This window comes from Amycolatopsis sp. NPDC049253 (genome assembly GCF_040678995.1).
Lineage (GTDB): Bacteria > Actinomycetota > Actinomycetes > Mycobacteriales > Pseudonocardiaceae > Amycolatopsis.
Genome location: NZ_JBFAQX010000006.1, coordinates 359643 through 384655, shown reverse-complemented (window position 1 = coordinate 384655; position 25013 = coordinate 359643). Strand labels below are relative to the sequence as shown.

The 25013-nt window shown below is 70.2% G+C and carries 20 protein-coding genes and 1 pseudogene; 4 read left to right on the top strand and 17 right to left on the bottom strand.

Annotated features, from left to right (window positions below; all coding sequences use genetic code 11):
• Window positions 1-129 precede the first annotated feature (129 nt).
• The 5 genes from argG to AB0K15_RS17515 form a co-directional block, all read right to left on the bottom strand.
• Window positions 130-1578 (bottom strand): argininosuccinate synthase, encoded by a 1449-nt coding sequence (gene argG, locus AB0K15_RS17535; RefSeq protein WP_364050782.1) that lies wholly within the window; start codon window positions 1576-1578, stop codon window positions 130-132.
• 440 nt (window positions 1579-2018) lie between these two features.
• Complete coding sequence (locus AB0K15_RS17530) at window positions 2019-2786, bottom strand: NPP1 family protein (RefSeq protein WP_364050779.1); 768 nt, start codon at window positions 2784-2786, stop codon at window positions 2019-2021.
• Between the two features lie 128 nt (window positions 2787-2914).
• Complete coding sequence (locus AB0K15_RS17525; protein WP_364050776.1) at window positions 2915-5188, bottom strand: FtsX-like permease family protein; 2274 nt, start codon at window positions 5186-5188, stop codon at window positions 2915-2917.
• Window positions 5185-5865: an ABC transporter ATP-binding protein gene (locus AB0K15_RS17520; protein WP_364050773.1), complete on the bottom strand. Its 681-nt coding sequence runs from the start codon at window positions 5863-5865 to the stop codon at window positions 5185-5187. The genes AB0K15_RS17525 and AB0K15_RS17520 overlap by 4 nt, the downstream gene beginning before the upstream one ends.
• Window positions 5862-6386, bottom strand: a complete 525-nt coding sequence (locus tag AB0K15_RS17515) for a PadR family transcriptional regulator (RefSeq protein WP_364050770.1) — start codon at window positions 6384-6386, stop codon at window positions 5862-5864. Before AB0K15_RS17515 ends, AB0K15_RS17520 begins: the two co-directional genes overlap by 4 nt.
• 290 nt (window positions 6387-6676) lie before the next feature.
• Here AB0K15_RS17515 and AB0K15_RS17510 point away from each other — a divergent pair, with 290 nt between their 5' ends.
• A complete protein-coding gene (locus AB0K15_RS17510) occupies window positions 6677-7858 on the top strand; it encodes a thioester domain-containing protein (protein WP_364050767.1) in 1182 nt (393 codons plus the stop codon).
• 68 nt (window positions 7859-7926) lie between these two features.
• Here the strand turns inward: AB0K15_RS17510 and AB0K15_RS17505 are convergent, their stop codons facing one another.
• The 9 genes and pseudogenes from AB0K15_RS17505 to AB0K15_RS17465 form a co-directional block, all read right to left on the bottom strand.
• Entirely contained in the window at window positions 7927-8148 is a 222-nt protein-coding gene (locus AB0K15_RS17505) for a hypothetical protein (protein ID WP_364050764.1), read from the bottom strand.
• Window positions 8149-8161: 13 nt separating this feature from the next.
• Window positions 8162-8927, bottom strand: a pseudogene (locus AB0K15_RS17500) (alpha/beta fold hydrolase).
• Window positions 8928-9186: 259 nt separating this feature from the next.
• Window positions 9187-9471 carry a hypothetical protein gene (locus AB0K15_RS17495; RefSeq protein WP_364050761.1) on the bottom strand — a complete coding sequence of 95 codons (285 nt, stop codon included), beginning with the start codon at window positions 9469-9471 and terminating at the stop codon, window positions 9187-9189.
• A 100-nt stretch (window positions 9472-9571) separates the two neighbouring features.
• Window positions 9572-13072, bottom strand: coding sequence for a carboxylic acid reductase (gene car / locus AB0K15_RS17490; RefSeq protein WP_364050758.1), 3501 nt, complete (start codon window positions 13070-13072; stop codon window positions 9572-9574).
• Between the two features lie 236 nt (window positions 13073-13308).
• The gene (locus AB0K15_RS17485) at window positions 13309-14163 is read right to left on the bottom strand and encodes a class I SAM-dependent methyltransferase (protein ID WP_364050755.1); all 855 of its coding nucleotides are present in this window, start codon (window positions 14161-14163) and stop codon (window positions 13309-13311) included.
• 134 nt (window positions 14164-14297) lie between these two features.
• Window positions 14298-15779, bottom strand: a complete 1482-nt coding sequence (locus tag AB0K15_RS17480) for an LCP family protein (RefSeq protein ID WP_364050752.1) — start codon at window positions 15777-15779, stop codon at window positions 14298-14300.
• 268 nt (window positions 15780-16047) lie between these two features.
• Window positions 16048-17577, bottom strand: a complete 1530-nt coding sequence (locus AB0K15_RS17475) for a long-chain fatty acid--CoA ligase (RefSeq protein ID WP_364050749.1) — start codon at window positions 17575-17577, stop codon at window positions 16048-16050.
• A 16-nt stretch (window positions 17578-17593) separates the two neighbouring features.
• Window positions 17594-18715 carry a DUF5938 domain-containing protein gene (locus AB0K15_RS17470; RefSeq protein ID WP_364050746.1) on the bottom strand — a complete coding sequence of 374 codons (1122 nt, stop codon included), beginning with the start codon at window positions 18713-18715 and terminating at the stop codon, window positions 17594-17596.
• 46 nt (window positions 18716-18761) lie between these two features.
• Window positions 18762-19565, bottom strand: coding sequence for an SDR family NAD(P)-dependent oxidoreductase (locus AB0K15_RS17465; protein ID WP_364050743.1), 804 nt, complete (start codon window positions 19563-19565; stop codon window positions 18762-18764).
• A 128-nt stretch (window positions 19566-19693) separates the two neighbouring features.
• Between AB0K15_RS17465 and AB0K15_RS17460 the strand changes: the two genes are divergently transcribed.
• From AB0K15_RS17460 to AB0K15_RS17450, 3 genes are all read left to right on the top strand, one after another.
• Complete coding sequence (locus tag AB0K15_RS17460; RefSeq protein ID WP_364050740.1) at window positions 19694-20317, top strand: TetR/AcrR family transcriptional regulator; 624 nt, start codon at window positions 19694-19696, stop codon at window positions 20315-20317.
• A gap of 127 nt (window positions 20318-20444) precedes the next feature.
• A complete protein-coding gene (locus tag AB0K15_RS17455; RefSeq protein WP_364050737.1) occupies window positions 20445-21497 on the top strand; it encodes a Dyp-type peroxidase in 1053 nt (350 codons plus the stop codon).
• The gene (locus AB0K15_RS17450; RefSeq protein ID WP_364050734.1) at window positions 21494-22291 is read left to right on the top strand and encodes a family 1 encapsulin nanocompartment shell protein; all 798 of its coding nucleotides are present in this window, start codon (window positions 21494-21496) and stop codon (window positions 22289-22291) included. The genes AB0K15_RS17455 and AB0K15_RS17450 overlap by 4 nt, the downstream gene beginning before the upstream one ends.
• Before the next feature lie 45 nt (window positions 22292-22336).
• Here the strand turns inward: AB0K15_RS17450 and AB0K15_RS17445 are convergent, their stop codons facing one another.
• From AB0K15_RS17445 to AB0K15_RS17435, 3 genes are all read right to left on the bottom strand, one after another.
• Window positions 22337-23266, bottom strand: a complete 930-nt coding sequence (locus AB0K15_RS17445; RefSeq protein WP_364050731.1) for a hypothetical protein — start codon at window positions 23264-23266, stop codon at window positions 22337-22339.
• Window positions 23267-23328: 62 nt separating this feature from the next.
• Window positions 23329-23790, bottom strand: coding sequence for a MarR family winged helix-turn-helix transcriptional regulator (locus tag AB0K15_RS17440; RefSeq protein ID WP_364050728.1), 462 nt, complete (start codon window positions 23788-23790; stop codon window positions 23329-23331).
• Window positions 23787-24977 carry an MFS transporter gene (locus tag AB0K15_RS17435; protein WP_364050725.1) on the bottom strand — a complete coding sequence of 397 codons (1191 nt, stop codon included), beginning with the start codon at window positions 24975-24977 and terminating at the stop codon, window positions 23787-23789. The genes AB0K15_RS17440 and AB0K15_RS17435 overlap by 4 nt, the downstream gene beginning before the upstream one ends.
• Window positions 24978-25013: the final 36 nt, after the last annotated feature.

Genomic DNA, 25013 nt, shown 5'->3' with positions numbered 1-25013 from the left:
CGGTCGCGGGCTGGGGTCGTTCGCCGCCGCTGGGTGGGCGAAGCGCCGTGCCGGTGGCGGCTCGAACGTGAACGCGCCCCGGCCGCTTACGGGCGGGGCGCGTTCACGGTGCCGGAGGTGTCGGCCGGGTCAGTCCGTGCCCGACTCCATGGCGGCGCTGTCCAGGAGCTCGACGTCGTCGATCTTGCCGCGGGAGGCGATGGCCTCGGCGCCGCCCTCGGGCATGGCGCCGATGAGGCCCGTGGAGGCGGCCTGGGCAGCGCCGATCAGCGCCGGGTGGGAGCCGCTGCCGACCATGCCGAGGTTGGCGTACTGCTCGAGCTTCGCGCGGGAGTCGGCGATGTCGAGGTTGCGCATGGTCAGCTGGCCGATGCGGTCGACCGGGCCGAACGCGCTGTCCTCGGTGCGTTCCATCGACAGCTTGTCCGGGTGGTAGCTGAACGACGGCCCGGACGTGTCGAGGATCGAGTAGTCCTCGCCGCGCCGCAGGCGCAAGGTGACCTCGCCCGTGATGGCCGTGCCGACCCAGCGCTGCAGCGACTCGCGCAGCATCATGGCCTGCGGGTCGAGCCAGCGGCCCTCGTACATGAGCCGGCCGAGGCGGCGGCCTTCGTTGTGGTAGCTGGCGACCGTGTCCTCGTTGTGGACCGCGTTGACGAGCCGCTCGTACGCCGCGTGCAGCAGCGCCATACCCGGCGCCTCGTAGATGCCGCGGCTCTTGGCCTCGATGATGCGGTTCTCGATCTGGTCGGACATCCCGAGCCCGTGGCGGCCGCCGATCGCGTTGGCCTCCAGCACGAGGTCGACGGACGTCGCGAACTGCTTGCCGTTGATCGACACCGGCCGGCCCAGCTCGAAGCCGATGGTGACGTCTTCCGGCTCGATCTCGACGCTCGCGTCCCAGAACCGCACGCCCATGATCGGCTCGACGATCTCGATGCCGGTGTCGAGGTGCTCCAGCGACTTGGCCTCGTGGGTGGCGCCCCAGATGTTGGCGTCGGTGGAGTAGGCCTTCTCGGTGCTGTCGCGGTAGGGCAGCCCGTGGGCCACCAGCCACTCGGACATCTCCTTGCGGCCGCCGAGCTCCGTCACGAAGTCGGCATCGAGCCACGGCTTGTAGATGCGCAGGGCGGGGTTGGCGAGGAGGCCGTAGCGGTAGAACCGCTCGATGTCGTTGCCCTTGTAGGTGGAGCCGTCGCCCCAGATCTGGACGTCGTCTTCGAGCATCGCCCGCACCAGCAGCGTGCCGGTGACCGCCCGGCCGAGCGGCGTGGTGTTGAAGTAGCTGCGGCCGCCGGAGCGGATGTGGAACGCACCGCACGTCAGCGCCGCGAGCCCCTCCTCGACCAGCGCCTCCTTGCAGTCGACCAGCCGCCCGAGCTCCGCGCCGTACGTCGTCGCCCGCCCCGGCACCGACTCGATGTCGGGCTCGTCGTACTGCCCGATGTCGGCCGTGTAGGTGCACGGCACGGCGCCTTTGTCACGCATCCACGCCACCGCAACGGACGTGTCGAGGCCACCGGAAAACGCGATGCCGACCCGCTCGCCGACGGGAAGGGAAGTGAGCACCTTGGACATGGGTATGATTATGCATCAGGATGTATGACTGTGCATAGCCGGGGCGTCAAGTCGTGACGCAGATCGCTCCGGCCGCCCCCGCGGACCTGGCCCGACACGGAAGACGGGTGCCAGCCCCACGAAGAGGATGACACCCGTGGTTCGGGCGAATTCGCGGACATCCCACCGGCGGTTCGCGGAGGTCCGGGGGAAGGCGGGAGCGCGGCCCGGTCGGCAAGTCGACTCCCGCGCTCCTGATGTGCCCGGCCGCATTGCCGGACGGCGTCGAGGTCGGCGTCTCCCCTGCGCCACGGCCCTTCGAGCCGGGCTGGTCGGCAAATCGACTCCCGCGGCGCAACCGCGGCCCATCCGCGACCGAGGGCACCGACCGCCGAAAAGCGAAGACGGGTGCCACCCCACGAAGAGGATGACACCCGTCCTTCAGGACCGGCCCTCAGACCTCAGCCACGCGGATCGAACGGAATCCCGGCCGGCAGTGAAGCCGCCAGGAGGTCGTTGTACCGCGCGTCGTTGATCTTGATCGTCGCCGCGCCGAAGTCGGCGGACATCAGCTTGTCGCGCAGAGCGGTGGAGGGGTAGCCGTCGTAGCCGACGAGCGGGGGGTAGCGCCAGTTGTGGTAGTGGTTCTCCGGCGGTTCGTCGTTGTCGTTGGCCAGGCGGAAGAAGTGCGTGCCCAGGCCGTCCTTGTGGTAGACGACCTTCGGGTGCGTGCCGTCGAAGCGGACCTGCGAGCGCGGGTACGTGACCTGGCTGCTGTGCTGCGTGGTGGTCACGAACTCGACCTGGTTGCTCGCCTGGTTGATCCAGGAGATCACGTGCTCCCAGTCGTGGCGGTGGCCGCCGAGGCCGCTGCCGTCGACGGCCTGGTCCTTCTCGAAGTAGCTGGCGTAGACCACCGCGCACCAGCCGTTGTTGCACTTCGAGCGGGAGTAGGTCTGGGAGTTGTCGAGGTCGGACTGGTCGTGGCAGCTGCCGTTGACCGCGCCGGTGGTGTTGAGGCCGGGGGCGAGGGTGCCGTCCGGGCCGATGGCGGGGGTGGCGTAGCAGCCGTCGCCGTCGTAGTCGTACGCGGGCGAGAACGACTGGTCGTAGCCGCCGGCGTTCTGGGGGAGGTTGTGCGGGGGATCGGCGTACGCCGCGGCCGCCGGGATCACCAGCGCCAGCACGGTGGCGCCGAGCACCGCACCTAGCCGTTTGAAGGTTCGCATAAAGGTCGACCTTCCGAAGGGGGACAGGGCGTTGATCATGCTGGCGCACCAGGCCCCCGCGGAGAAGGAGTTGGACCCGAAAAGCCCGCGACGAAGGTGGGTCGCGGGCCTTTCGCGCCGGTGAACACTTACTCCGCGCGCAGCGATTCCACCCTCGTGACCTGGCGCAGCAGCGGAATCGTGCACGCCGTCACGACGAACACCGCCGCGACGGCCGCGCCCGCCATGCTCGCGATCAGGCCGCCGTCGAGCTTCAACGGGATGTCCGCCGCGCGCAGGATCGGCAACGTCAGCCCGGTCCCCGTGAGCGCCGCCAGCGCCACCCCGATCACCACGGGCAGTGCGGTCTGCGCGAACGAGCTGCGGGCCAGCACGCCCAGGGGAACACCCGAAGCGGCCAACGCGGCCAACGCCCGGCGCCGCTCGGTGATCTGCTCGACGGCCAGCATCAGCAGGCTCAGCGCCGCCACCGCGAGCACGAACAGCGACGCCGTGAGCAGCACCGCCCGGATCGTGCCCAGCACACCGGTCGGCGCGCTCGGGCGCTCGTCCGTGTCCACCTCGACGTGCCAGGTCAGGCTCGCGACGGCAGCCGCCACGCGGTCGGCCACGGCCGCGGGAGTCCCCGGGCCCTTGGCGTACACCGTGGTCAGCTCGGCCGGCAGCGGAAGACCGGAGACCGCTCCCTCGGTCACCAGCAGCGTGCCCTCCAGGCGCCGCCCGGCCGAGCTCACCGGCAGGCGCACCACATCGGCCGGGGCCGTCCACATCGGACCGCCGGTGTCCGAAGCGGACGCCGTGAGCCGCACGGGCCCCGTCGGCACCGGTGTGTCACCGACCGCGAAGACGTTTCCGTCCACACAGGACGGCAGCTGCGCCCGCAACGCCAGCGCGGCACACGATCCGACTTCCAGCTCGGTCCACTGGTCACCGGAGACCGCCGACGTGCGCCGGATCGTGCCCACCTGGGTCAGCCCGCCCACGCCCGACACCCGCCGCTGAACCTCGGCGGCCGCCGCCTGGTCCGCGAGCACGCTCACGTGCGCCGCGCCCGCCCACGACGGGTCCGTCTTGGCCTCGACCTCGTCCGCCGCGAGCAGGGAGTTGAGCACGACCTGCAGCAGGATGCTGCCGGCCACCACCACGACCAGCCCCGACACGACCCGGCTCGGTGTGCCGCTGTCGAGCTGCAGCCGGCGCACGGCGAGCTGCCACGCGGGCGACCCGCCGCGCAGCCGGCTCGCGATCCCCTCGACGATCCACGGCAGCAGCACGGTCACGCCCACCAGCAGGAACGCGGAACCGCCGGTGAGCGCGATCAGCACGTTGTCGCTGCTTTTTCCCGGCTCGGTCGCGTACGCCGTGCCGACGAGCAGCACACCCACGCCGGTGATCAGCCAGCGCCACCACATCCGCCGCCGCACCGGTTTCCCCTGGCGCACCACGCCGAGCGGCTCCACGATCGTCCGCCGCAGCCCGAACAGCGCCGCCCCGACGGCCAGCGCGGGCACGAGCACCACCACCAGCACCGCGAGCGGCCACGACGGCACGAAGTCCTCGCCGAACACGCGGTAGCCGAACAGGTCCAGCGACCCGAGCGACGGGCGCACCGCCAGAAACAGCGCGACGCCGAGCACCAGGCCGATCGTCGCGCCCAGCAGTGACTCCCCGGCCGCGACCCAGCGGATCTGCCGCGCGTCGACGCCGAGCAGCCGCAGCGCCGCCAGCCGCTGATCGCGTTGCGCCGCACCCATGCGCGACGCCGTGGTCACGAAGATCAGCAACGGCAGCAGCAGCGCGATCACCACCGGCAGCACCGCGACGAGCACCGACGTCGCCACCGCGATGCGCGGCGGCTCCCCGCCGCCGAAGCCGTAGACGGTCTCCACGTCCGGGTTCGCCTTCGCGTCGGTGACCGTGGTGCCGTACCAGGCGGTGATCTCGCCGGCGTCGACGAGCCCGGGCTTGCTGATCGTGCCCGCCGGCACCGCGGGCAGGCGGGCCCGCAGCCCGGCGCCGTCCGGTTCGGCGAGCAGGCGCGCGAGCTCGGGCGACACGACGAGCTCACCCGGTTTAGGCACCGCCCTCAGCCCGGGCGGCACCGGCGCGTGCGGCCCCGCGGCCGCGACCGAGTGCAGGTCCACGAACAGATTGCCCCGGATCGCCGACCACTTGACCACGTACAGCGGGTCGACGCCGGGCCGCGGCTGCGTGATCTCGGCGGTCGCGGCCGCACGGTCCTCCCGCGCGTCGACGACCGAGCTCACCGACGCCGCCGGCAGCAGCACGGCCACCACGAGCCCGATGCCCACCGCCGTCATCGTGAGGCGCAGCAGCGCCTGTCCCGACATCCGGCCGCCCCCGACGGCCAGCCGGAGGCCGAGAAGGAGGTTCGCGATCACTGCGCGAACTCCCGGTCCGCCACGCGCCCGTCGCGCACCACGATCTCGTGGTCCGAGTACGCGGCGACACGCGCTTCGTGCGTCACGAGGACGACGGCCGCGTCGGTCTGGCGCGCGGCCTCGGTGAACATGCGCATGACCTTCTCGCCGTTGAGCGAGTCGAGCGCGCCCGTCGGCTCGTCGGCGAAGACCACCTTCGGCTTGGTCACGAGCGCGCGGGCCACGGCGATGCGCTGCCCCTGCCCGCCCGAGACGTCGCCCGGGCGCTCGTCCGCGACGTCGGACACCTGCAGCCGTTCGAGCCACTCGCGCGCGACGCCCTCGGCCTTGCGTCGGCCGACCTTCGCCAGGCGCAGCGGCAGTGCGACGTTTTCCAGGCACGTCAGTTCGGGCACGAGCTGCCCGAACTGGAACACGAAGCCGAACTCCGTGCGCCGCAACGCACTGCGCTCGCGGTCGCTCATGGCGACGAGGTCGCGGCCGCCGTAGGTGATGGTGCCGGCGTCGGGGCGGACGATGCCCGCGAGGCAGTGCAGCAGCGTCGACTTACCGGAGCCCGACGGGCCCATGATCACGAGCACCTCCCCGGCCGCGACGGACACGCCGGCGCCGCGCAGTGCCTGTGTCGGGCCGAACGCCTTCTCCACGCCGTCGGCGACGAGCAGCGGTTCCCTCATGACCGCACCTCCCGGGCCAGCTCGTCGAGGCGCGCGGCCGTGAGCTCGAGCCAGCGCAGGTCGGCTTCGAGGTGGAACAGCGCGTGGTCGCAGATCAGCTGCGTCGCGAGGTCGCCCTGGCGCTTGCGGCGGGTGAGCTCGCGCATCACGTCGAGGTGCTTGGCGCGCTGTGAGTCCAGCACGGTTGTGGCGCTGCGTCCGGACAGCAGCGCGAGCACGACCTTGGTGTAGAGCGTGTTCTGCAGGTACGGCTCCGGGTTCTCCGGCGTCGCGAGCCAGTGTTCGACGTCGGTGATGCCGGCGTCGGTGATCGTGTAGCGCTTGCGCTCCGGCCCGTCGCCGGCCTCGACGCCGGCGACCTCGACGAGGCCGTTCTTCAGCAGGCGCGAGAGCGTGGCGTAGACCTGCCCGTAGGCGAGCGGCCGGTCTTGGCCGAACTGTTCGTCGTACGCGCGTTTCAGGTCGTACCCGTGCCGCGGTCCTGGCTCGAGCAAGGCGAGCAGGGTGGTCCCCACCGACATGTCTGGTCCCCTTCGGACGATCACTATACATCGCGACTATACATCGCGTGTATACGCAGGTGATCGAGGTGTGTCCGATTTGCTCAGTGGCGGTGCGTGAACGGCGTGGTGACGCCCAGGTGGACGACCCTTACGGTGGTGGGGACCACCGTGAGTGGCCATGTGAGCTGTGTGTATGCTTCCGCATCGCTTGACTGGGTGGATTCTCACCTGATTGGTGGCCGTCGTGATCGGGGTGTGTTTTCTCACGCGGCTCCGACTTTCTGGTTCGGGCTTGGATGGGAGAACAGATGCAGGTCAGGTCAGGTCTGGTGCGAGGCGGGATCGCGGCTGCCGCCGCGGCCGTCGCGCTGATGGCGGCAGCTCAGGGCGCCACCGCGGACACCGGTGCGAAGGCCGAGGACGGCGCGGCGCGTGGGCGCCTCGTCCCCGGCGCGTTCACCAACGGCTTCGGTGTCAACCTGAACGAAAACGGCAAGGACCACTACTACGACACGGTCCTGTTCGGCCTCAAGCTCTCCGACGGCAGCATGCTGAAGCTGTACTGCGTCGAGATCGAGACGAACATCGACGAGCAGCAGGACATGCTCGAGACGCCGTGGGACAAGTACCCGAACCCGGACTCGCCGTTCAACAAGAACAACGCGAAGATCAACTGGGTCCTGCACCACGGTTTCCCGACCGAGGACCTCAAGGGCATCGAAGCCGAGCTGAAGGGCGTCACGCTGCACGACGGCCTGTCGCAGGCCGAGGCGATCGCCGCGACGCAGGCCGCCGTCTGGCACTTCAGCGACGGCAAGGAGCTGGACCGCGACAAGCCCGTCCAGTACGGCAACGCGGACAACAGCGCCGACGTGCTCGCCCTGTACGACTACCTCACGGGCAGCGACAACGTCGGTATCGGCCAGCAGCCGAAGCCGACGCTGAGCATCACCCCGGCCTCGGCCAAGGGCGAAGCGGGTACCAAGATCGGCCCGTTCACCATCGCCACCACCGGTGACATCACCGACCTCACCACGCAGCTGCCCGACGGCGTCAAGCTCGCCGACGCCGACGGCAAGGCCGTGACGGAGGGCGAGGTCAAGGACGGCACCAAGCTGTACCTCGACGTCCCCAAGGACGCCAAGGCCGGCACGGCCGAGCTGGCGCTCAAGGCCGTCGGCCACCTCGACACCGGTCGTCTCTTCGTGGGCGAGAACTACGCCAAGCACCCGGCGCAGTCGCTGATCGTCGCGGAGTCGCAGAAGACCACGGTCGACACCTCGGCCACCGCCACCTGGGCCGAAGCCGGCGTCACCCCGCCGACCACCCCGGCGGCGCCGGCCACCCCGGCCGCCCCGGCGGCGGGCGGCTCGCAGCCCCTGGCGAACACCGGCGTGGACGCCTCGCTGCCCATCGGCATCGGCGCGGCCCTCGTCCTGGCCGGCGGCGCGATGCTGGTGCTGGTGCGCCGTCGTCGTAGCAACGCCTGATCTACCGCTGAACTCAACGAAGCGGGGCCGGTCCACTGTGGATCGGCCCCGCTTCCGTTTGTCGCGGGTCAGCCGACGACGACGCCGGTGATCACGCCTTCCGCCGCGGTCAGGCGCACCCGGTAACTCAGCCACGCGAGATGCTGGTCGTCAGTGGTCGGCGAGTCGATGAGGTAGCCGTGGCGGGTCAGTTCGAGCACGGCCTTGCGGATCGGCATCCCGACCACGTCTTCGGGGCGGAACTTCGGATCTGGCGGTGGTCCGCCGTCGCGGATGCCTTTGTGGCCCATGGGGCCACGGTACTCAGAGGTGATCCGCGGCCACGATGGCTTTTGTGAAGTCCGCAGGCGCTTCCTGGGGGACGTTGTGGCCGATGCCGGGCAGGACGCGGTGGGCGTAGGAGCCCGTGAACTGCTTGCGGTAGGCCGAGCCGTCGGCGGGGCCACGTGGTCCGGGTTCGTGAACGACTGGGCGGTGCGCTGGTAGGTCGCGTCGTCGAAGTGCCACTTCGGGGAGACGGTCTGCCAGATCAGCTTGTTGAACTCGTCGGTGTTGCGGGTGTAGCCGAGCACGCCGCGTTCGGTCGAGAAGTAGTACTGGTACCACCAGCCGAGCTCGGCGGCGGGCGGCAGCGGGTCGCGCTGGGTCTTCAGGTTGGTGATGAGGTAGCCGCTCACGAGCACCAGCGCCGTGCACCGCTGCGGCCACAGCGCGGCCACCGCGCCGGCGGTGCGGGAGCCCAGTCGAAGCCGCCGATCACGGCCCGGCCGATCTTCAGCGCGTCCATCAGCGCGACGACGTCGGCGGCGACGGCGGACTGCTGGGCGTTGCGGAACGTCGCTCCTGCGCGGAACGTCGTGGTCCCGTAGCCGCGCAGGTACGGCACGATCACGCGGTAGCCCTGCGCCGCCAGCGCGGGCGCGACGTCGACGTAGCTGTGGATGTCGTACGGCCACCCGTGCAGCGGGAGCACCACCGGTCCGTTCGCGGGGCCGGCTTCCGCGTAACCGATGTTCAGCACGCCGGCCCGCACCTGCTTCAGCGGGCCCAACGACGTGTGGCCGCCCATCGCGGCAGCCGGAGCAGCGGCCCCGACGACCGAGGCCGTCGCCACCCCGGCGGCGAGCACCTGCGCGGCGGTGATCGCCGCCTCGGCGGCATCGACGTCGGCGGGCGCGTACGGGGCCGGTCCCAGCTGCCGCCGAGACCCATGCAGCCGTACCACACCGCGGGCGCGGGGGCGATGATCGTGTCCACCCGCGCGAGTGTAATCAGCGGAGGAAGCGCAACGCGGCCCGAAGTTCCTTCGAGAACAGCTCCGGCCGCGCTCACACGGCGAGGTGGCCGCCGGTGCCGACCTGAGTGGACAGACCCGCCGGCGTGGGACCACCGTCGGCAAGGCCTCTCGCGATCTCCGGCGGCACGGTCGCGGGCACGTTCAGGTGAATGCCGGTGAGGTCCCGCGGCGGCACGTCGATGCGGAACCGGCGGATCGCGCTGGGCCTGGCCGGATGCTCGTGACGATCGTGTGACCACCCACGGAAAACGTCGGCAAAGCAACAGAAACCGCCATCTTTCCGTGGCGGGATTCGAGCGCTGGCCTCGGTGATCAAGAGCGGCCAGCCTCGGAACGGCCGTCCTGGCCGCATTCTTTCCCGCTATTACGAAGTTCTTGCCCGGCGCCGAGTCTCCCCGGCGCCGGGCAGGAGGACCTCAGATCAGCCTGAGCTGCGACAGATCCGCCGCGTACTTCCGGATCAGCTCCGCCGTCACGTGGGGGATGTCCTTGTCCGCGCCGATGCCGGCGTCCTGGACGGCCGAGCGGAAGTGGTCGGTCGGGATGCCGGCTCCGTCGACGGGGTCGGCGGGCGCGGAGAAGGCGTGCAGCAGCGGCAGCAAAGAGTGCTGCTTCTGCTTCTCCGGCAACCCGCGGATGGCCGTCTCGAAGCGGGCGAACCATTCGGCGTAGTCGTCGATGCGCTTGATCGGATACCCGGCCGCGACGAGCCAGTCGACGTAGGTGTCGAGGGAGACGCCGTCCTCGTGGGGGTTGAGGACGTTGTAGGTGCGGTAGCCCTCGGTCGCCTGGGTGCCCAGGGTGGTGATGGCCTCGGCGGTGAAGTCGGCGGGCAGGCCGTCGTAGTGGGCGGGCGCGGGCGAGCGGTAGAAGGAGCCCGGTGCGATGCCCGTGACGATGAGGCTGAGCAGCAGCCGCGTGAACATGTCCGGGACGTTGAGCTGGCCGGAGTACCGGCTGTGCGCCAGGATCATGTCGGAGCGGAACGTGGCGACGGGCAGGCCGAAGGCGTCGTTGGCCTCGCGCAGCAGCACCTCGCCGGCCCACTTGCTGGTGGCGTAGCCGTTGGCGTAACCGTCGTCGAGCACGCGGACGGGGCTCGTCACGCGGATGTCGGACACCTCGTCGGCCGAGGAAGCCTGGTCGGAGACCACGGCCACTGTGGACAGATAGGTGATCGGCTTCATCCGTGCGGTCAACGCCATCCGGATCAGCTCCGCGGTGCCCACCACGTTGGGGCCGAACAGCTGGTCGTACGGCAGCACGTGGTTCACCAGCGCGGCCGGGTGCACGATGAGGTCCACGGTGTCGGCCAGCCGCCGCCACGTCGCCTCGTCGAGGCCGAGGTCCGGCTCGCCGATGTCGCCCGCCAGCACCTCCAGGTGCTCGGCGGCCAGGTCGCGGAAGTGGCGCAGCAGCTTGGCGTCGCCGCTGTCGAACGCGTCCTCCAGCCGCTTGCGCGCGGCGTCGGCGGAGCTGCCGCGGACGATGCAGATGAGCCGGCCACCTGATTCGGCCAGCCGTTCCAGCCACTCCAGGCACAGGAAGCGGCCGAGGTAGCCGTTGGCGCCGGTCAGCAGCACCGTGCCGACGGTGCCCGTGGGGCGCGCCAGCGACGACGCGCCGTCGAGGGTGGTGGCGTCGAGGAACTTGTCGAGCGTGAGCGCGTCGGCGCGGGCCTCGGTGCTGTCCGTGCCGTGGACCGTGGCGAAAGAGGGCCGCTTGGCACCCGACTCGCGCGCGTCCTCGATGTACGACGCGAGCTTGCGCAGGTCGGTCGCCGGGCTGATGACGACGCCGACCGACACCTCGACGTCGAAGATCTCCCGCAGCAGGTTGGAGAACGTGAGCGCCGACAGCGAGTCGCCGCCCAGCTCCACGAAGTGCGCTTCGGGGCTCAGCTCGCCTGAAGACGCGCCGAGCAGGGCCTGCGCCGCCCGCACGACCGTGTCGAACACCGGCTGCGAACGCCCGACCTGCCGCAGTTCGCGCAGCTCGCTCGACTCCCGCTCGGCGATCTCGCGGTAGAGCTGTTCGAGCCGCTCGCCGTAGTGCTCCTTCAGCGCCGGCCGTGACAGCTTGCGGATTCCCGTGAGCAGCCCGTTCTCGGGGCTGAACGGCTCGTTCTCCACGAGGAAGTCACGCGGGATCTCGTACGAGTTGAGATCGGACTCCTTCGCGATGCTCTGCAGCGATTCGCTCAGCTGCACCTTGAGCTTTTCCGAGTCACCGAACGCTTCGAGCGCCTCCGGCGTCGGCACGATCACCGCGAGCAGGTACGCGCGTTCACTGCTGCCGTACAGGTAGATCTGCCGGATCGCCGGCGCGGCCGCGAACTCGGCCTCCAGTCGCGACACGGCCACGAACTCGCCCTGCGACAGCTTCAGCACGTTCTTGCGCCGGTCGAGGTAGAACAGCGTGTCCGGTGCGGTCTCGGCCATGATGTCGCCGGTGCGGTAGTAGCCGTCCTCGTCGAACACCTCGGCCGTGGCGTCGGGGCGCTTGTAGTACCCCGGCACCAGGCTGGTCGCCTTGACCAGCAGCTCTCCACGCGGGTGTGGGGAGTCCGTGGCGAAGTAGCCGAGCTCCGGGACGTCGTCGAGTTTGTAGTCGAGCACCGGCGGGCGGGTCGGCTTGTGGTCGAACAGCACGATGCCGGCCTCGGTCGATCCGTACCCGTCGTGCAGGTGGAGGCCGAGCACCGACTCGATGAAGGCCCGCATCTCGGCCGACAGGGGCGCGGAACCGGACGCGGCCCAGACCGTCCGCCCGCCGAGGAAGCTCGTGCGCAGGTCGTGCTTGACCTCGGCTTCCAGCTCGGCCGAGTAACCGGCGCCGAGGGCACGGCGGTCGAGCTCGCTCTGGTAGCGGTGGAAGATCATGTCGCAGATGCGCGGCACCATCACGATCTGGGTGGGGCGCGTTAGCGAGATGTCCTCGAACAAGGTGGACAGGTCGCTCTTCGCGGCGAAGTGGATGGTTCCGCCTTCGGCCAGGGTGGCGACGAGCAGGGCGCGGCCCATCACGTGGCTCAGCGGCATGAAGTTGAGATCCACCAACGGGAACTGGGGCCGTTCGGGGAAGAGCCCGTGCCACAGGTTGGCGATGAGCCGGTCGGTGTACATCGCGCCCTTGGGCGTGCCGGTGCTGCCCGAGGTGTAGATGAGCAGCGACAGGCGGTCCGGGTCCGCGTCGGCCACCGGCGCGGACGCCGCGGTGGCGCCGCGTTCCAGCACCGCACCCAGCGGCTCGACGACGATCGGGCGGTCGGCCGAGGCGAGCCGCGCCTGGGCGGCCTCGAACTTCTCGCGCTCGGCGTCGACCTCGGGGCGGTAGTCGAACACGACCAGGCGCCGCACGCTCGTGCTGTCGAGCACGAGGTCCACGGCGGTCTCAAGGTTGTCCACATTGGACGCCAGCAGCTTCGGCCCGGTCTCGGTGACGATCGGCTTGAGCGTGCCGGCCGTCGCGCCGGCCTGCAGCGGCACCGACACCACGCCGGCGCGGACGCCCGCGAGGTCGATGATCGCGTAGTCGGTGCTCGTGAAGCCGAGCGTGGCCACGAAATCACCCGCGACCACGGGGGCTTCGGTGTGGTGGGTCCACTCGCCCGCGATGGCGCACGCGCGCAGCCACGCTTCATGGTAGGTCACCGTGTCGAACCGCGGCAGCAGCCGGAGCGTGGTGCGGCCCGTCGCCGGGTCGGTCACCGCCTCCGTGGCGCGTTCGGCGAACGCGGCGCGCTCGGCGTACCCCGTCATCACCGTTTCGATCAGCTCGACCAGGGACAGCCCCGGTCGTCGGATCGCCTCGGCGATCCCGGCGTCGGGGACGGCGTCCCACAACCGCGGCTCAGCGGCCAGCAGCTCCTCGACGCGGTGCTCGGTACTGGTGATCTCGGTCGGCGGGGTCGCCAATGCTCAGCCCTCCCTGGGTCGGCGTTCGTCCAGCGGGAGGCGCCGTCGGCTCCTTTTGGGCTAGTTGTTTGCGTCCCCTAAGTTTACTGATCGTGGTCGGCCCGACACTTGACTGTGTTTGTGATCATGAACGCGTTGTCGCTGATTGATCACGCCTGGTAGGAAAACGGTCAGTGGGCAATAGGAGTCACACGTACCCCGAGATCTCCTGACACGGACGAACTTCGCAAACCGGATCAGAAGGGGTTTTCGTTGCACAGGAAGAAGTAGGCGTAGCGCTCGTCCAGGTCGTTCTTCGGGACGAGGTGGACCGCGAGTGGCCGCAGGCCGCAGCGGGTGGCGGTCTGCCAGAACGCGTCGATGCCGTATGTGGTCATCTCGGCCAGTCCGGTGCGATAGGCGCGGCGCCGGGGTCCGGTGCGCCACGAGCCGGGGTCGTACTTGATCTGGATCATCGCCAGGCCGTCGGGTGCCAGCAGCTGCCGGGCGATGTGCAGCAGGCGTTCCCCGTACTCCGGGGTGGGGATGAGCTCGAAGACGTAGCAGGAGAAGAAGACGTCGACCAGCCCGCCGACGGCGTCGAGCGCTCCTTCCGGATTCGCGACGTCGATCGCGATCGGCCGGAACGGGGTGTCGCAAGCGGCTTTCACCTGGCGTTCGCATTCCTGCAACGTTTCCGTCGCGATGTCGACGCCGACGAATTCTTCCGCACGCGGAGCGAAGTGGATCGCGTTCGCGCCGCCCCCGCAGCCCCATTCCAGAACGCGGTGCCACGGGCCGGTGAAGCCCGCCATCCGGGCGCCCGCGTCGAACAGGTCGAGGTGCTCGCGGCCGAGGCGCGACCACAGGTCGCTGCCTTGGAACACGGACGCGTCGCGCCAATGTGCGTTGGCCTGCCAGCGATCCCCGCTGGGCCGGTGCCAGTAGGTCTGCGAGTCGGCGGAGATCCGGGACTCCGGCTGACGGGCGCCGACGGTCGCGAGCACACGCTGTGCGAGCTCTTCGGCACTCGCGGCCACCCTTTTCGCGTTGGCCACGGAAACGTGGTTCAGCAGGTTCCGGAAGTTGGCCGGTTTCTGTCTCTCGGGCATGGCGGGCAACCTTTTTCGCCGTTGTTTCGGTTCACTCGCTCAGTCCGAAACCGTGGAGTCGGCGTTACCGAAGTGCCCGAAATAAAAGCGAACTACCAGAATGCCCGGAAACGAGTTATCAGGACGAAAAGGACTCAGTTCACGCAGGGGACGCCGTCGCCGGTGATCGGCGGCGGGGTCTGTGCGGGCGCGGGGCTCACGTACGCCGCCGGGTGCACCTGCGGCGCGCCGCCGGTGCTCGACGAGCCACTGGAGTCCTCGTAGTCCTTGCCCAGGAACACGCGGAAGTGGTCCTCGTCCAGCGAGGAGTCGGGGCTCACGGCGATCCCGCCGAGCGTCTTCGCGATCTGCGTCGCCTCGGTCTTCTGGCTGTGGCCGTAGAAGACGATCGACATCTTGCGCGTGGTCGCGTTGGCCACCGTGCCCTTGGTGTACCCGGCGGCCGCGAGCTTGTCGGCCACGCTCGCGGCCAGGCCGCTGGTGTCCGACGCGTTGCGCACGTCCACGGTGTACTGGCTCAGGCTCGAGTCACCCGGCGCGGCGGGCGCGTTCGACGAAGAAGCCGCCGGCGTGCCCAGCTGCTGGCGCACGAACTGCTGCACCTGGCCGGGATCCACCTCCACCGCGTCGCCGTCCGACGGCGTCTTGAGCGAGATGCTCACGACCGGCACGGTGACGAACTTCAGCGCGCCCGCGCTCATCCCGTGCAGCTGCTGCGCGAACCCGACGATGTCCCACCCGGAGTCGACCACCACGGCCTTCTTCACGGCCGTGATCAGGTTGTCCAGCTTGCCCGGGTCGGCGAGCGTGCCGGCCGACAGGATCGTCTTGGCCATGCTCGCCATGAACACCTGCTGGCGCTTGATGCGGTCGAGGTCGCCGTTGGGCAGCCCGTGGCGCTGGCGCACGAACTGCAGCGCCTTCGCCCCGCCGACGCTCTGCGGGCCCGCCGCGAAGTTCGCGCCCGAGTACGAGTCGTGCACGGCCTTGTTCAGGCACACCGGCACGCCGCCGACGGCCTCGCTCAGGTAGTAGAAGCCGGCGAGGTTCACGGCCGCGTAGTGCGTGATGGTGAGCCCGGTGAACTGCTGGACGGTATCGATCGCCGTCTTGGCGCCGGCCTGCGCGGAGTCCGTCTCCAGCTGTGCGCCGGACACACCCTGCGCGACCAGCTTGTTCTTCTCCGCGACGAGGCCGTAGGTGTACGCAGAGTTGATCTTGTGCTTGCCGTAGTCGCCGGCGATCTTCACGTACGAGTCACGCGGGATGGAGATCGCCGTCGCCTGGCCGCCACCCGCGGGGATGTGGATGACGATCATGGTGTCGGTCGTGTCACCGCCGTCGTCGGCGCCGCCCGCGTGCAGCTGCGAGAGCACGTCGGCGGGCAGCGGGTTGCCCTGCGCGTCGGTGCGCGTGTCCAGGCCGACCATGAGGATGTTCTGCTCGCCCAGCGGCGGCTGGTCGGTGCCGGTGATCACATCGGCCCTGGTCAGGCCGTCGGTGAGCGAGTGCAGGGTCGACCACGCGTAACCGGTGCCGCCCAGCACGAGCAGGGACACGACGACGAGCACGACTTGGGCCGCGCGCAGCGGACCGGAGGCCTTGGTGCGACGCATCAGGGCTCCTCTTCTGCAGGTTCTCCGGCATACCGGGGCCCGACGCCGTCCGGTGCTCGAAATGCCAACGGTAGCGGCCCCGTTTCCGGCCTCGGCCGGGGGGCGATTTCGGTCTCGCAACGGGAGTGGACAAGACCGGACAAAGGTCTGTACCGGTGATTATTCGCGGAGGCGCCCTCGGTCGGCGCAGAGTGTTCACGCGGACACGCGAAACGCCGCCGCGGGGACTCTGCGTCCCTCGCGGCGGCGATGGTCCGGCAAGTGCCGCTCAGCGGAGCAGCTGGGCCTTGACGTCCGTCTTCAGCACTTTGCCCACCTTCGACCGCGGAAGGTCGGGCCAGATCCGGACGACCTTCGGGGTTTTGACGCTGCCCAGGAGCTCCTTGACGACGGTGCGCAGCTCGTCCTCGGACACCGACCGTCCTCTGTGGAGCTGGACGACCGCGGTGACCTGTTCGCCCCATTTCTCGTGGGGCAGGCCGACCACGGCGCAGTCCTGCACGTCCGGGTGCGTCATCAGGGCCTGCTCGACTTCGGCCGAGTACACGTTGAAACCGCCCGTGATGATCATGTCCTTGGCACGGTCCACGATGTGGAGGTAACCCTCGTCGTCGAGGTAGCCGATGTCGCCGGTGTGGTGCCAGCCGTAGCGGCTGACGTCCTCGGTCGCGGCGGGGTTCTTGTAGTAGCCCGGCATCACGAGCGGCCCGCGCACCACGATCTCGCCGCGCGCGCCGGGCGGCAGCAGGGATCCGTTGTCGGACATGATGGCCACCCGCGTGAGCGGCGTGGGCCGGCCCGCGGAGGTGAAGCGTTCGCGGGCGAGGGAACCGTCGGCGTGGAAGTGCTCGGCCGGCGCCAGGGTCGAGATCATCATGGGTGCTTCGCTCTGGCCGAAGAGCTGGCCCAGCACCGGGCCGATCCGCGTGATCGCCTCTTCGAGCCGCGCCGCCGACATCGGGGCGGCGCCGTACCAGAGGCACTCCATCGAGCCGAAGTCCGTTGTGGACAGATCGGGATGGTCCAGCAGCAGGTAGATCAACGTCGGCGGCAGGAACGTGTGCGTGATGCGATGCCGTTGCACCAAGGCCAGGAACTCGCCCAGGTCGGGCTTCGGCATCACGACGATCTCGCCGCCGAGCGTCAGCACCGGGAAGCACAGCACGCCGGCCGCGTGCGTCAGCGGCGCCAACGCGAGGTACCGCGGCCGCGGAGAGAACGGGTAGCTCATGAGCGTGAGCGCCGACATCGTCTCGATGTTGTGCCCGGTCAGCACCACGCCCTTCGGCCGGCCCGTGGTGCCGCCCGTGCCGACGAGCAGCGCCACGTCGTCGGGCGGCGGCACGTCGAACGGCGCCGCGTCGAGCCCGTCGAGCCACTCCGGCAACGACACCGCGCCGGGCATCGAACCGTCCAGGCACACCACGGTCGTCACCGCCGGCAGGTCGGGCAGGATGCGGGAGACGAGCGGTGCGAACGACGACTGCACCAGCAAGCACGTGCAGTCGAACAGGTCGAGCAGCTCCCTGTTCTCGGCCGCCTCGTTGCGTGGGTTGACCGGGCACCAGATCGCCCCTGCGCGGCTGATGCCGAAGACGCAACCGAACGACACCGGGTCGTTCCCCGAGAGGATCGCGACCTTGTCGCCCGGCCGCACACCCGAGCGCGCCAGCGCCCGGGCGACCCGCCAGGACAGCTCCTGGACCTCGCCGTAGCTCAGGGAAACGCCGTCCCTCGTCAAGCACGGCGCCGAAGCGCCCAGCGAGGCGCCCTTGTCGAGGTAGTCGATCAACCGCACCGCTCGTCTCCCCGGCTCACGCGTGCACGGTCAGCACGGGGTTGGACACGAGCCCGAACGACCGCAGCACGCCGAGCAGCTCCCGGTGCCCGAACGCCTGGCACGCCGAGGCGAACCCGGCGCGTCGCGGCGGCTGCTGCAGCAGCGAGTACGCGGCGTACGCCTGCAACAGGCCCGTCTGCTTGTAGTTGCAGGTCCCGTGGATCACGCAGTGGGCGCGGCCCAGTGGGCCCGACGCGTGCACGGAGTCCAGCGACGTGTTCAGCCGCTGGTTCTCCCGCGGCGGCATCTCGTCGCGCACGGCGGCGGCCTGCTCGTGCAGCACCTTGAGCTTCTCGGCCTCCGGCAGGTCCTTCACCTGCTCCAGCACGGCGGCCACGATCATCGGCACGCCCTGCATCAGCGCGCGGTCGAACACGCCGCCGATGGCCTTCACGTTGGCCACACGCGGGTCGCGCTTGAACCACACCGGGTGCGAAGTCCCGCCCCACGGCAGCGCTAGGCCGGTTTCGTGGTGACCCGGCACGACGACGTCGTGCAGACCGCCGTCGGCCGGCCACTCCCGGTACTCGTTCTGCTCCAGGTAGTACGCCGACGAGAGTGCCGCGTTGACGAGGATGGTGCGGGTCGACGCGACGGTCGGGTAGCCCTTCCAGAACACCAGGATGTCGAGGGTGTCCAGGCCCGGCGTCTCCAGGCAGATGTTCGCGGCGATCTCGCCGGTCGTGTACATCTGGGCGACGCCCGGCGACAGCAGCAGGCCCTGGGCCGCCATGTCGGCGCCGTAGCGCTCCTCGGCCGAGATCAGCCAGTCCTGCTCCCCGGTCGTGTCGAGGTAGTGCGCCCCCGACGCGAGGCAGGCCTGCACGACCTCGTGGCCGTATTCGCTGAACGGGCCGACGGTGTTGCACACCACCGACGCGCCGGCGAACAGTTCGGTGAGCGGGCCGACCTCGTGGGCCACCTCCACCACCTCGTGGTCCACGGTGTCGAGGCCGGGGATGTGGTCGAGCGACTCCTGAAGCCGGGCCTTGTCGCGCCCCGCGGCGACGAAGGGCACGTTGTACTCACGCAGGTATTCGCAGATCAGGCGTCCGGTGTAGCCGGAAGCGCCGTAGACGACGACGGGCTTGCTCACGACGGTTGTCCTTTCGCAGAGGTCGCTGAAGTGAGAGGGGATCCGGTCACATGCCCATGCCGCCGTCGACGGGCAGCCCCGCGCCGGTGATGAAGCGGGCGGCGTCGGAGGCGAGGAACACCACGGCGTCGGCCATGTCGGCCACCTCGCCGAGCCGGCCCGCCGGCGTCTGCCCGACCACGGCACCGATCGCGTCCTCGACGCTCGGGAACAACCCGACCTCGACGACGTCGTTGGCCAGCTGGTTGCCCATCTGCGTGGGCACGAGGCCCGGGTACACGCAGTTCACGCGCACGCCGTAACCGAGCTTCCCGGCCTCCATCGCGGCCACGCGGGTGAGCCGGTCGACGGCCGACTTCGTGGCCGAGTAGCCCGCGATCCCGGGGAACGCGATGGTCGCGGCCACCGAGGAGATGTTCACGATCGAGCCGCCGTTGCCTGCCGCGCCGCCGGGGCGCATCGCGCGGAACGCGTGTTTCACGCCGAGCGCGGTGCCCAGCACGTTGACCTCGAGCATCTTGCGCACGTGGGCGGGGTCGAGGTCGGCGACGAGGCCGGTGATCTCCACGCCGGCGTTGTTCACCAGCACGTCGAGGCCGCCGTACTCGCCGACGACCGCGGCGACGGCCTGCTCCCACTCCGCGTCGTCGGTCACGTCGAGCCGGACGAACCCGGCCGTCGCGCCGGTCTGCTTGATGGAGTCGGCCGTCGCGCGGCCCAGCTCCTCCTGCACGTCGGCGACGACCACGGTGGCGCCGGCCTTCGCGAGCGCCTCGGCCATCCCGGCCCCCAGGCCCTGTGCCCCACCCGTCACCAGCGCGGTTCGCCCGCTGAGGTCGTAGGAAACCATCGACATCTCCTCCTTGAGACATGCGGCGTAGGTCACACCGTAGCCAAATTTGGACAGTCGTCAAGATTTTCTTGGACAGTCGTCAAGGAACTTCCGCGCCGGGTGCCGGGCCGCGCTAGACTCCCGGCGTGACGCAGGCAAAGGAGCGCATCTCGCGCCGGGGCGTGGACAAGTTCGCCCAGCGGCGCGAGCAGCTGGCGGAATCTGCGCTGCAGGCGCTCGCCGAGCTGGGCTACGCCCGCACGAGCCTGCGCGAGATCGCCCAGAAGTCGGATTTCTCCCACGGCGTGCTGCACTACTACTTCGCCGGCAAGGTCGAACTGCTCACCTACTCGGTGCGCAAGTTCGAAGAGGTCTGCGTGACGCGCTACGACGACGTGGTGGCCGAGGCGCACACGGCCGAGGAGCTCGACCGCGGCTTCGGCGCGGCCATGGCGGCCACGCTGCGCACCGACGCCGTGATGCACCGCCTCTGGTACGACCTGCGCAACCAGAGCCTGTTCGAGGAGTCCTTCCGCGCCGACGTGCTCGAGATCGACGACCGCAGGCAGGCCATGATCTGGCGCGTCGTCGAGCGCTACGCCGAGCTGGCCGGCACCGTGCCCCAGGTGTCCGAGGCGGTCGCGTACGCCACGTTCGACGGCCTTTTCCAGCAGTTCCTGCTCCGGCACCTGGCGGGGCGCGAGACCGCGGCCGACGAGCTGGGTGAGGCCGTGCCGCGCGTGCTCAAGCAACTGTTCTGCACGGCCTGACGGCACGGGTTTCCCGGCCGTGTGAGTGCGGCGGGCGATTCCAGCGAGCCGGGTTAGGATTCGCGACGTCGGTCGGGCAGGCAGGAGGGCGAGTGGTCGAGAAAGCGCGCTGCGCCGGAGGTGAGCGGTGACGGCGTCTTCAGCCGAGCTGCCGCCGGAGCCGCAGGAGGTGGTCGGCCCGCTCACGCGCGCGGCGATCTTCCTGGTGGTCCGCGTGAACCCCGGCGGGGAGTCCGTGGCGAAGGACCTGCTGGCCGATCTGGCCGGGTTGCAGCGTTCCGTCGGGTTCCGGTCGCTGGACGGCGGGCTCACGTGCGTGGCCGGCATCAGCTCGTCGGCGTGGGACCGGATCTACGGCTCGCCGAAGCCGGCCGAGCTGCACGACCTGCCCGTGTTCGCCGGTGACAAGCACACGAGCGTGACGACCAAGGCCGACCTGCTGTTCCACCTGCGGGCCGAGCGCATGGACCTGTGCTTCGAGCTCGAGTCGCTGATCATGGCGCGGCTCGAGGGCGTGGTCACGGTCGTCGACGAGGTGCAGGGCTTCCGCTACTTCGACGCGCGTGACGTGCTCGGGTTCGTCGATGGCACCGAGAACCCGACCGGCCGCGGCGCCGTCGAGGCCGTGCTGGTCGACGACGACGAGGCGTTCAACGGCGGCAGCTACGTGATCGTGCAGAAGTACCTGCACGACATGACGGCGTGGAACAAGCTCACCACCGAGCAGCAGGAGCTGGTGATCGGCCGGCGCAAACTGTCCGATGTGGAGCTGTCGGACGACGAGAAGCCCGCCGACTCCCACATCGCGCTCAACGTGATCGAAGACGAAGACGGCAACGAGCTCGAGATCCTGCGCGACAACATGCCCTTCGGGCGCCCCGCGTACGGCGAATTCGGCACGTACTTCATCGGCTACGCCAAGACGCCCTCGATCATCGAGACGATGCTGGAGAACATGTTCGTCGGCTCGCCGCCCGGCAACACCGACCGCATCCTCGACTTCTCGACGCCGCTCACGGGTGCGCTGTTCTACGTGCCCACGGCGGAGTTCCTGGAAGACCCGGCCGTCGCGAGCGACGCGTCGGACGAGTCCGAGTCCGAGCCCCCGTCACCCAAGCCTCCGGCAGCCAAGCCCGGCTCGCTGGGCATCGGCAGCCTGCGAAGGAGTCCCCGGTCATGAACAACCTGCATCGCGAACTCGCCCCGATCTCCGACGTCGCCTGGTCGGACCTCGAGGACGAGGCCCGGCGCACGTTCGCCGAGTTCGCGTCGGCGCGCAAGGTGGTCGACGTGGTCGTGGCCGACGACGCGACGCTCTCGGCGGTGGGCACCGGGCACATCGAGGGCGTCGAGAGCCCGCTGGCCGGGGTCACCACGCGGCTTCGCACGGCGCAGCGGATCGTGGACCTGAAGGTGCCCTTCACCGTCACGCGCGAGGCCGTCGACTCCGTGGAGTGGGGCGCGAAGGACCCGGACTGGCAGCCGGTGAAGGACGCCGCGCAGGCCATCGCGTACGCCGAGGACCGCATCGTGTTCGACGGCTTCGCGGGCGCCGGCATCGCGGGCATCCGTCCGGCGTCGTCACTGAGCCCGGTCGCGCTGCCCGGCGAGGCGAGCGCGTACCCCAAGGCGATCGGCGACGCGCTGGCGAAGCTGCGGTCGGCCGGCGTCGCGGGGCCGTACTCGGTCCTGCTGAGCAACGCCGCGTACACCGCCGCGATCGAGGCGGCCAGCCACGGTTACCCGGTGCTGGAGCACCTGAAGCAGATCGTGGACGGGGACCTGATCCTGACGCCGGCCATCGAGGGCGCGTGCGTGCTCACGACCCGCGGCGGCGACTACGAGCTGCACTTCGGGCAGGACCTGTCGATCGGCTACACGAGCCACGACGCCGACAGCGTGCAGCTGTACTTCCGCGAGACGTTGACGTTCCTGGTCAACACGGCCGAGGCCGCGGTCGGCCTGACTGCTTGACGGTGAACGGGGAAGCCGCCTTGCCCGGGCGGCTTCCCTGCCGCATCAGAGCTTTTCGGCCGCTTCGTACAGGTTCTTCGCGTCCGCGCCGAGCGGGGCGCCTTCGAGGCTGAGGGTCTTGGACTCGCCGGTGGTGTCGTCGTAGTCGAGCTCGCCGCGGCTGGTGACCGAGAAGATCTCGCCGGTGCCGGTCCAGCGGTTGAAGCCGGCGAACCACGGGCCGCCGCTCGACCCGCCGGCCATGTCGCACGTGGACATCCAGTGGTCGAACGCGGTCGGGTCCTGGTGCGTGGGCAGGTCGCACCACATCAATGCTTCCCCGAAGTACGCCTTCGAACCGGGGTAGCCGACGATCGCGGCCTGCGTGGTTCCCTTGTGGTCGAACGAAATCCGCTGCGTGTCCGCCACCTGGGCGACGTGGTGCCCCTGCTGCTGATCGAGCACGACCATGGCGACGTCGGGTTCGCTGCCCGTGGTGTAGGAGTGGCGGAAGGCGAGCGCACGCGTCGCGAACACCCCGTGCGGGCGGCGGCCCTGGTCGTAACCGGGCACGAACACGGAGTTCTTGATCGGGATCACCTGGTCCTCGCGGTTCAGCCCGCCGTACGCGCAGTGCCCGGCCGTCGCGAGGACGTCGCCACTCGTGCTCGGCACGGCGGTGGCGGTGCACCAGCTGTCCTGAGGCGCTTCGCCGGGCGAGACCTCGGTGAAGAAGAGCCGTCCGACGCCCTGCGGCCCCGGTCCGGCCCAGCGCTTCGCCACCTGCTCCACGCGGTCGATCGTGTCGGCCCCGGCGGCCTTCATCTTCTCGGGTGTCCAATACGCGAGCGCCGCCGCGCGGTCGGCGGCGCTGAAGGCGGTCACGTCGTTCTCGCCCGCGGCCGAGGCGGCGGTGGTCGCCGTGGCGGCGATAGCGGCGGTGGCCACCCCGGCCGCGAGGGTCACCAGGGTGCGGCGGATCGTCAAGATCGTCATGACCAGGAGACGGCCGGCGGCGTGGGCGGTTCCGACCCGGTCCGGCGAATTGCCCGGTCGTGCTACGCGGGGGTGCCGCCGAGGGCGTCGAGGACCTTCTCGCACGTCGCGGCGAAGCGGGCGGCTTCGGCGGGTGAGACGGCTTCGAAGAAGAGCTTGCGAACCTGCGCCACGTGGGCGGGGGCGGCGTCGACGATGGCCTCTTGGCCCGCGGCGGTGAGGCAGAACTCGGGGGAGCGTGCGTTGTCCGTGGGTTCGCGGCAGACGAGACCGCGGCGTTCCATGCGCTTGAGGTGGTGGGAGAGCCGGCTCTTCTCCCAATCGGTGGACTCGATGAGCTCATACGCGCGCATCCGCTCGTCCGGGGCCTCGGAGAGGGTGACCAGGATCGTGTAGTCGGCGCCGGAGAGGCCGAACTCGTCCTGCAGGTGGCGGGTGAGTGCGTGGTCGAGGCGCCGGCTCATCGCGAGGAAGGCGCGCCAGGCACGCTGCTCGCCGTCGCCGAGCCAGCGTGGTTCCGTCATGAAGGGCGATGGTACCGGGGCCGGTTTCGCACCAGCACCGGCAATGCGGCCAGCAACGCGAGGCCGCGCACGGCGCCCGCGACCGGGTACGGGACCCGCAGCCCGAAGGCCGCCGCGAGGAGACCTCCGGTCAGCGTGCCGAGGGGGATGAGGCCCCAGCCGAGGAGTTTGTAGACGCTGGTGACGCGCCCGAGCAGCGGCGCCGGGACGAGGTCCTGGCGGAGGCTGACGGTGACGACGTTCCACAGCGTGGTGACGAAACCGTTGAGGGCGAGGAAAACGCCGAGGACCGCGGCGTTCGGGCTGAGGCCGATGGCGGCGAAGACCGCGGCGTTCGCGGCGAGGCTGGTGACGAGTGCGCTGAGCGGCCCGATCCGCGCCACGATCCGGGCGTTGACCAGACCCCCGGCGACGCTGCCGACGGCCGCGGCCGCGAGCAGCACGCCGTAGCCGCCGGGGCTGACGTGGAGGACCTCGGTGGCGAGGAGGACGAGGGTCGCGGTGGCGAGCTGGCCGCAGAAGGTGTTGACGCCCAGCAGGATCGCCAGCGCGCGCAGCAGCCGGTGGTGCGCGAGCCAGCGGAGCCCTTCGGCGATCCGGGCTTTCTGCTTGGCTTGGTGCGTGCGGCGAGGCAGCTTCGCGACGAGTGCGGCGGAGGCGGCGAAGGAAACCGCGTCGAGCCCGAACGGGAGCGCCGCGGTGAGCGCGAACAACGCGCTGCCCAGCGGCGGACCGGCGAACTGGACACCCACCGTCTTGGCGACCTGAAGGGAACCGTTGGCGTGGGGCAGCAACGGTTTCGGGACGACGTCGGGCAGGAACGCCTGTGCCGCGGTGCCGAACACGACGTCGCCAGCGCCGAGGGCGACGGCGGTGAGAACCAGCAGCACGATCGTCGCCTGGTGGCCGGCGACGAGCACCGCCACGGCACCGGCGACCGCCGCCTGCGCGAGCTGGGCGCGCGTCATGAGCCGGACGCGGTCGTGCCGGTCGGCCCAGGCACCCGCGGGCAAGGTGAGCAGCAGCCACGGCACGTACTCGGCCGCGGCCACGAGTGAAACCAGCCGTGGATCGCGCGTGACGGCGACGGCCAGCAGCGGCATGGCCGTGACGAAGGCGCCGTTGCCGACGTTGTCGATCCCGTTGGCCCACCACAGCTTCCGGTACCCCGGCGGCAGTTTCGTCACGTCGGGGATCCTGGCGGTGCCGCGTCGGCCGCGACA

What these genes read in the sequence shown, in the direction of transcription:
- argG (WP_364050782.1), bottom strand. Translation starts at nt 1,578, where the DNA reads ATGTCCAAGGTGCTCACTTCCCTTCCCGTCGGCGAGCGGGTCGGCATC.
- AB0K15_RS17530 (WP_364050779.1), bottom strand. Translation starts at nt 2,786, where the DNA reads ATGCGAACCTTCAAACGGCTAGGTGCGGTGCTCGGCGCCACCGTGCTG.
- AB0K15_RS17520 (WP_364050773.1), bottom strand. Translation starts at nt 5,865, where the DNA reads ATGAGGGAACCGCTGCTCGTCGCCGACGGCGTGGAGAAGGCGTTCGGC.
- AB0K15_RS17515 (WP_364050770.1), bottom strand. Translation starts at nt 6,386, where the DNA reads ATGTCGGTGGGGACCACCCTGCTCGCCTTGCTCGAGCCAGGACCGCGG.
- AB0K15_RS17510 (WP_364050767.1), top strand. Translation starts at nt 6,677, where the DNA reads ATGCAGGTCAGGTCAGGTCTGGTGCGAGGCGGGATCGCGGCTGCCGCC.
- AB0K15_RS17505 (WP_364050764.1), bottom strand. Translation starts at nt 8,148, where the DNA reads ATGGGCCACAAAGGCATCCGCGACGGCGGACCACCGCCAGATCCGAAG.
- AB0K15_RS17485 (WP_364050755.1), bottom strand. Translation starts at nt 14,163, where the DNA reads ATGCCCGAGAGACAGAAACCGGCCAACTTCCGGAACCTGCTGAACCAC.
- AB0K15_RS17480 (WP_364050752.1), bottom strand. Translation starts at nt 15,779, where the DNA reads ATGCGTCGCACCAAGGCCTCCGGTCCGCTGCGCGCGGCCCAAGTCGTG.
- AB0K15_RS17465 (WP_364050743.1), bottom strand. Translation starts at nt 19,565, where the DNA reads ATGGTTTCCTACGACCTCAGCGGGCGAACCGCGCTGGTGACGGGTGGG.
- AB0K15_RS17450 (WP_364050734.1), top strand. Translation starts at nt 21,494, where the DNA reads ATGAACAACCTGCATCGCGAACTCGCCCCGATCTCCGACGTCGCCTGG.
- AB0K15_RS17445 (WP_364050731.1), bottom strand. Translation starts at nt 23,266, where the DNA reads ATGACGATCTTGACGATCCGCCGCACCCTGGTGACCCTCGCGGCCGGG.
- AB0K15_RS17440 (WP_364050728.1), bottom strand. Translation starts at nt 23,790, where the DNA reads ATGACGGAACCACGCTGGCTCGGCGACGGCGAGCAGCGTGCCTGGCGC.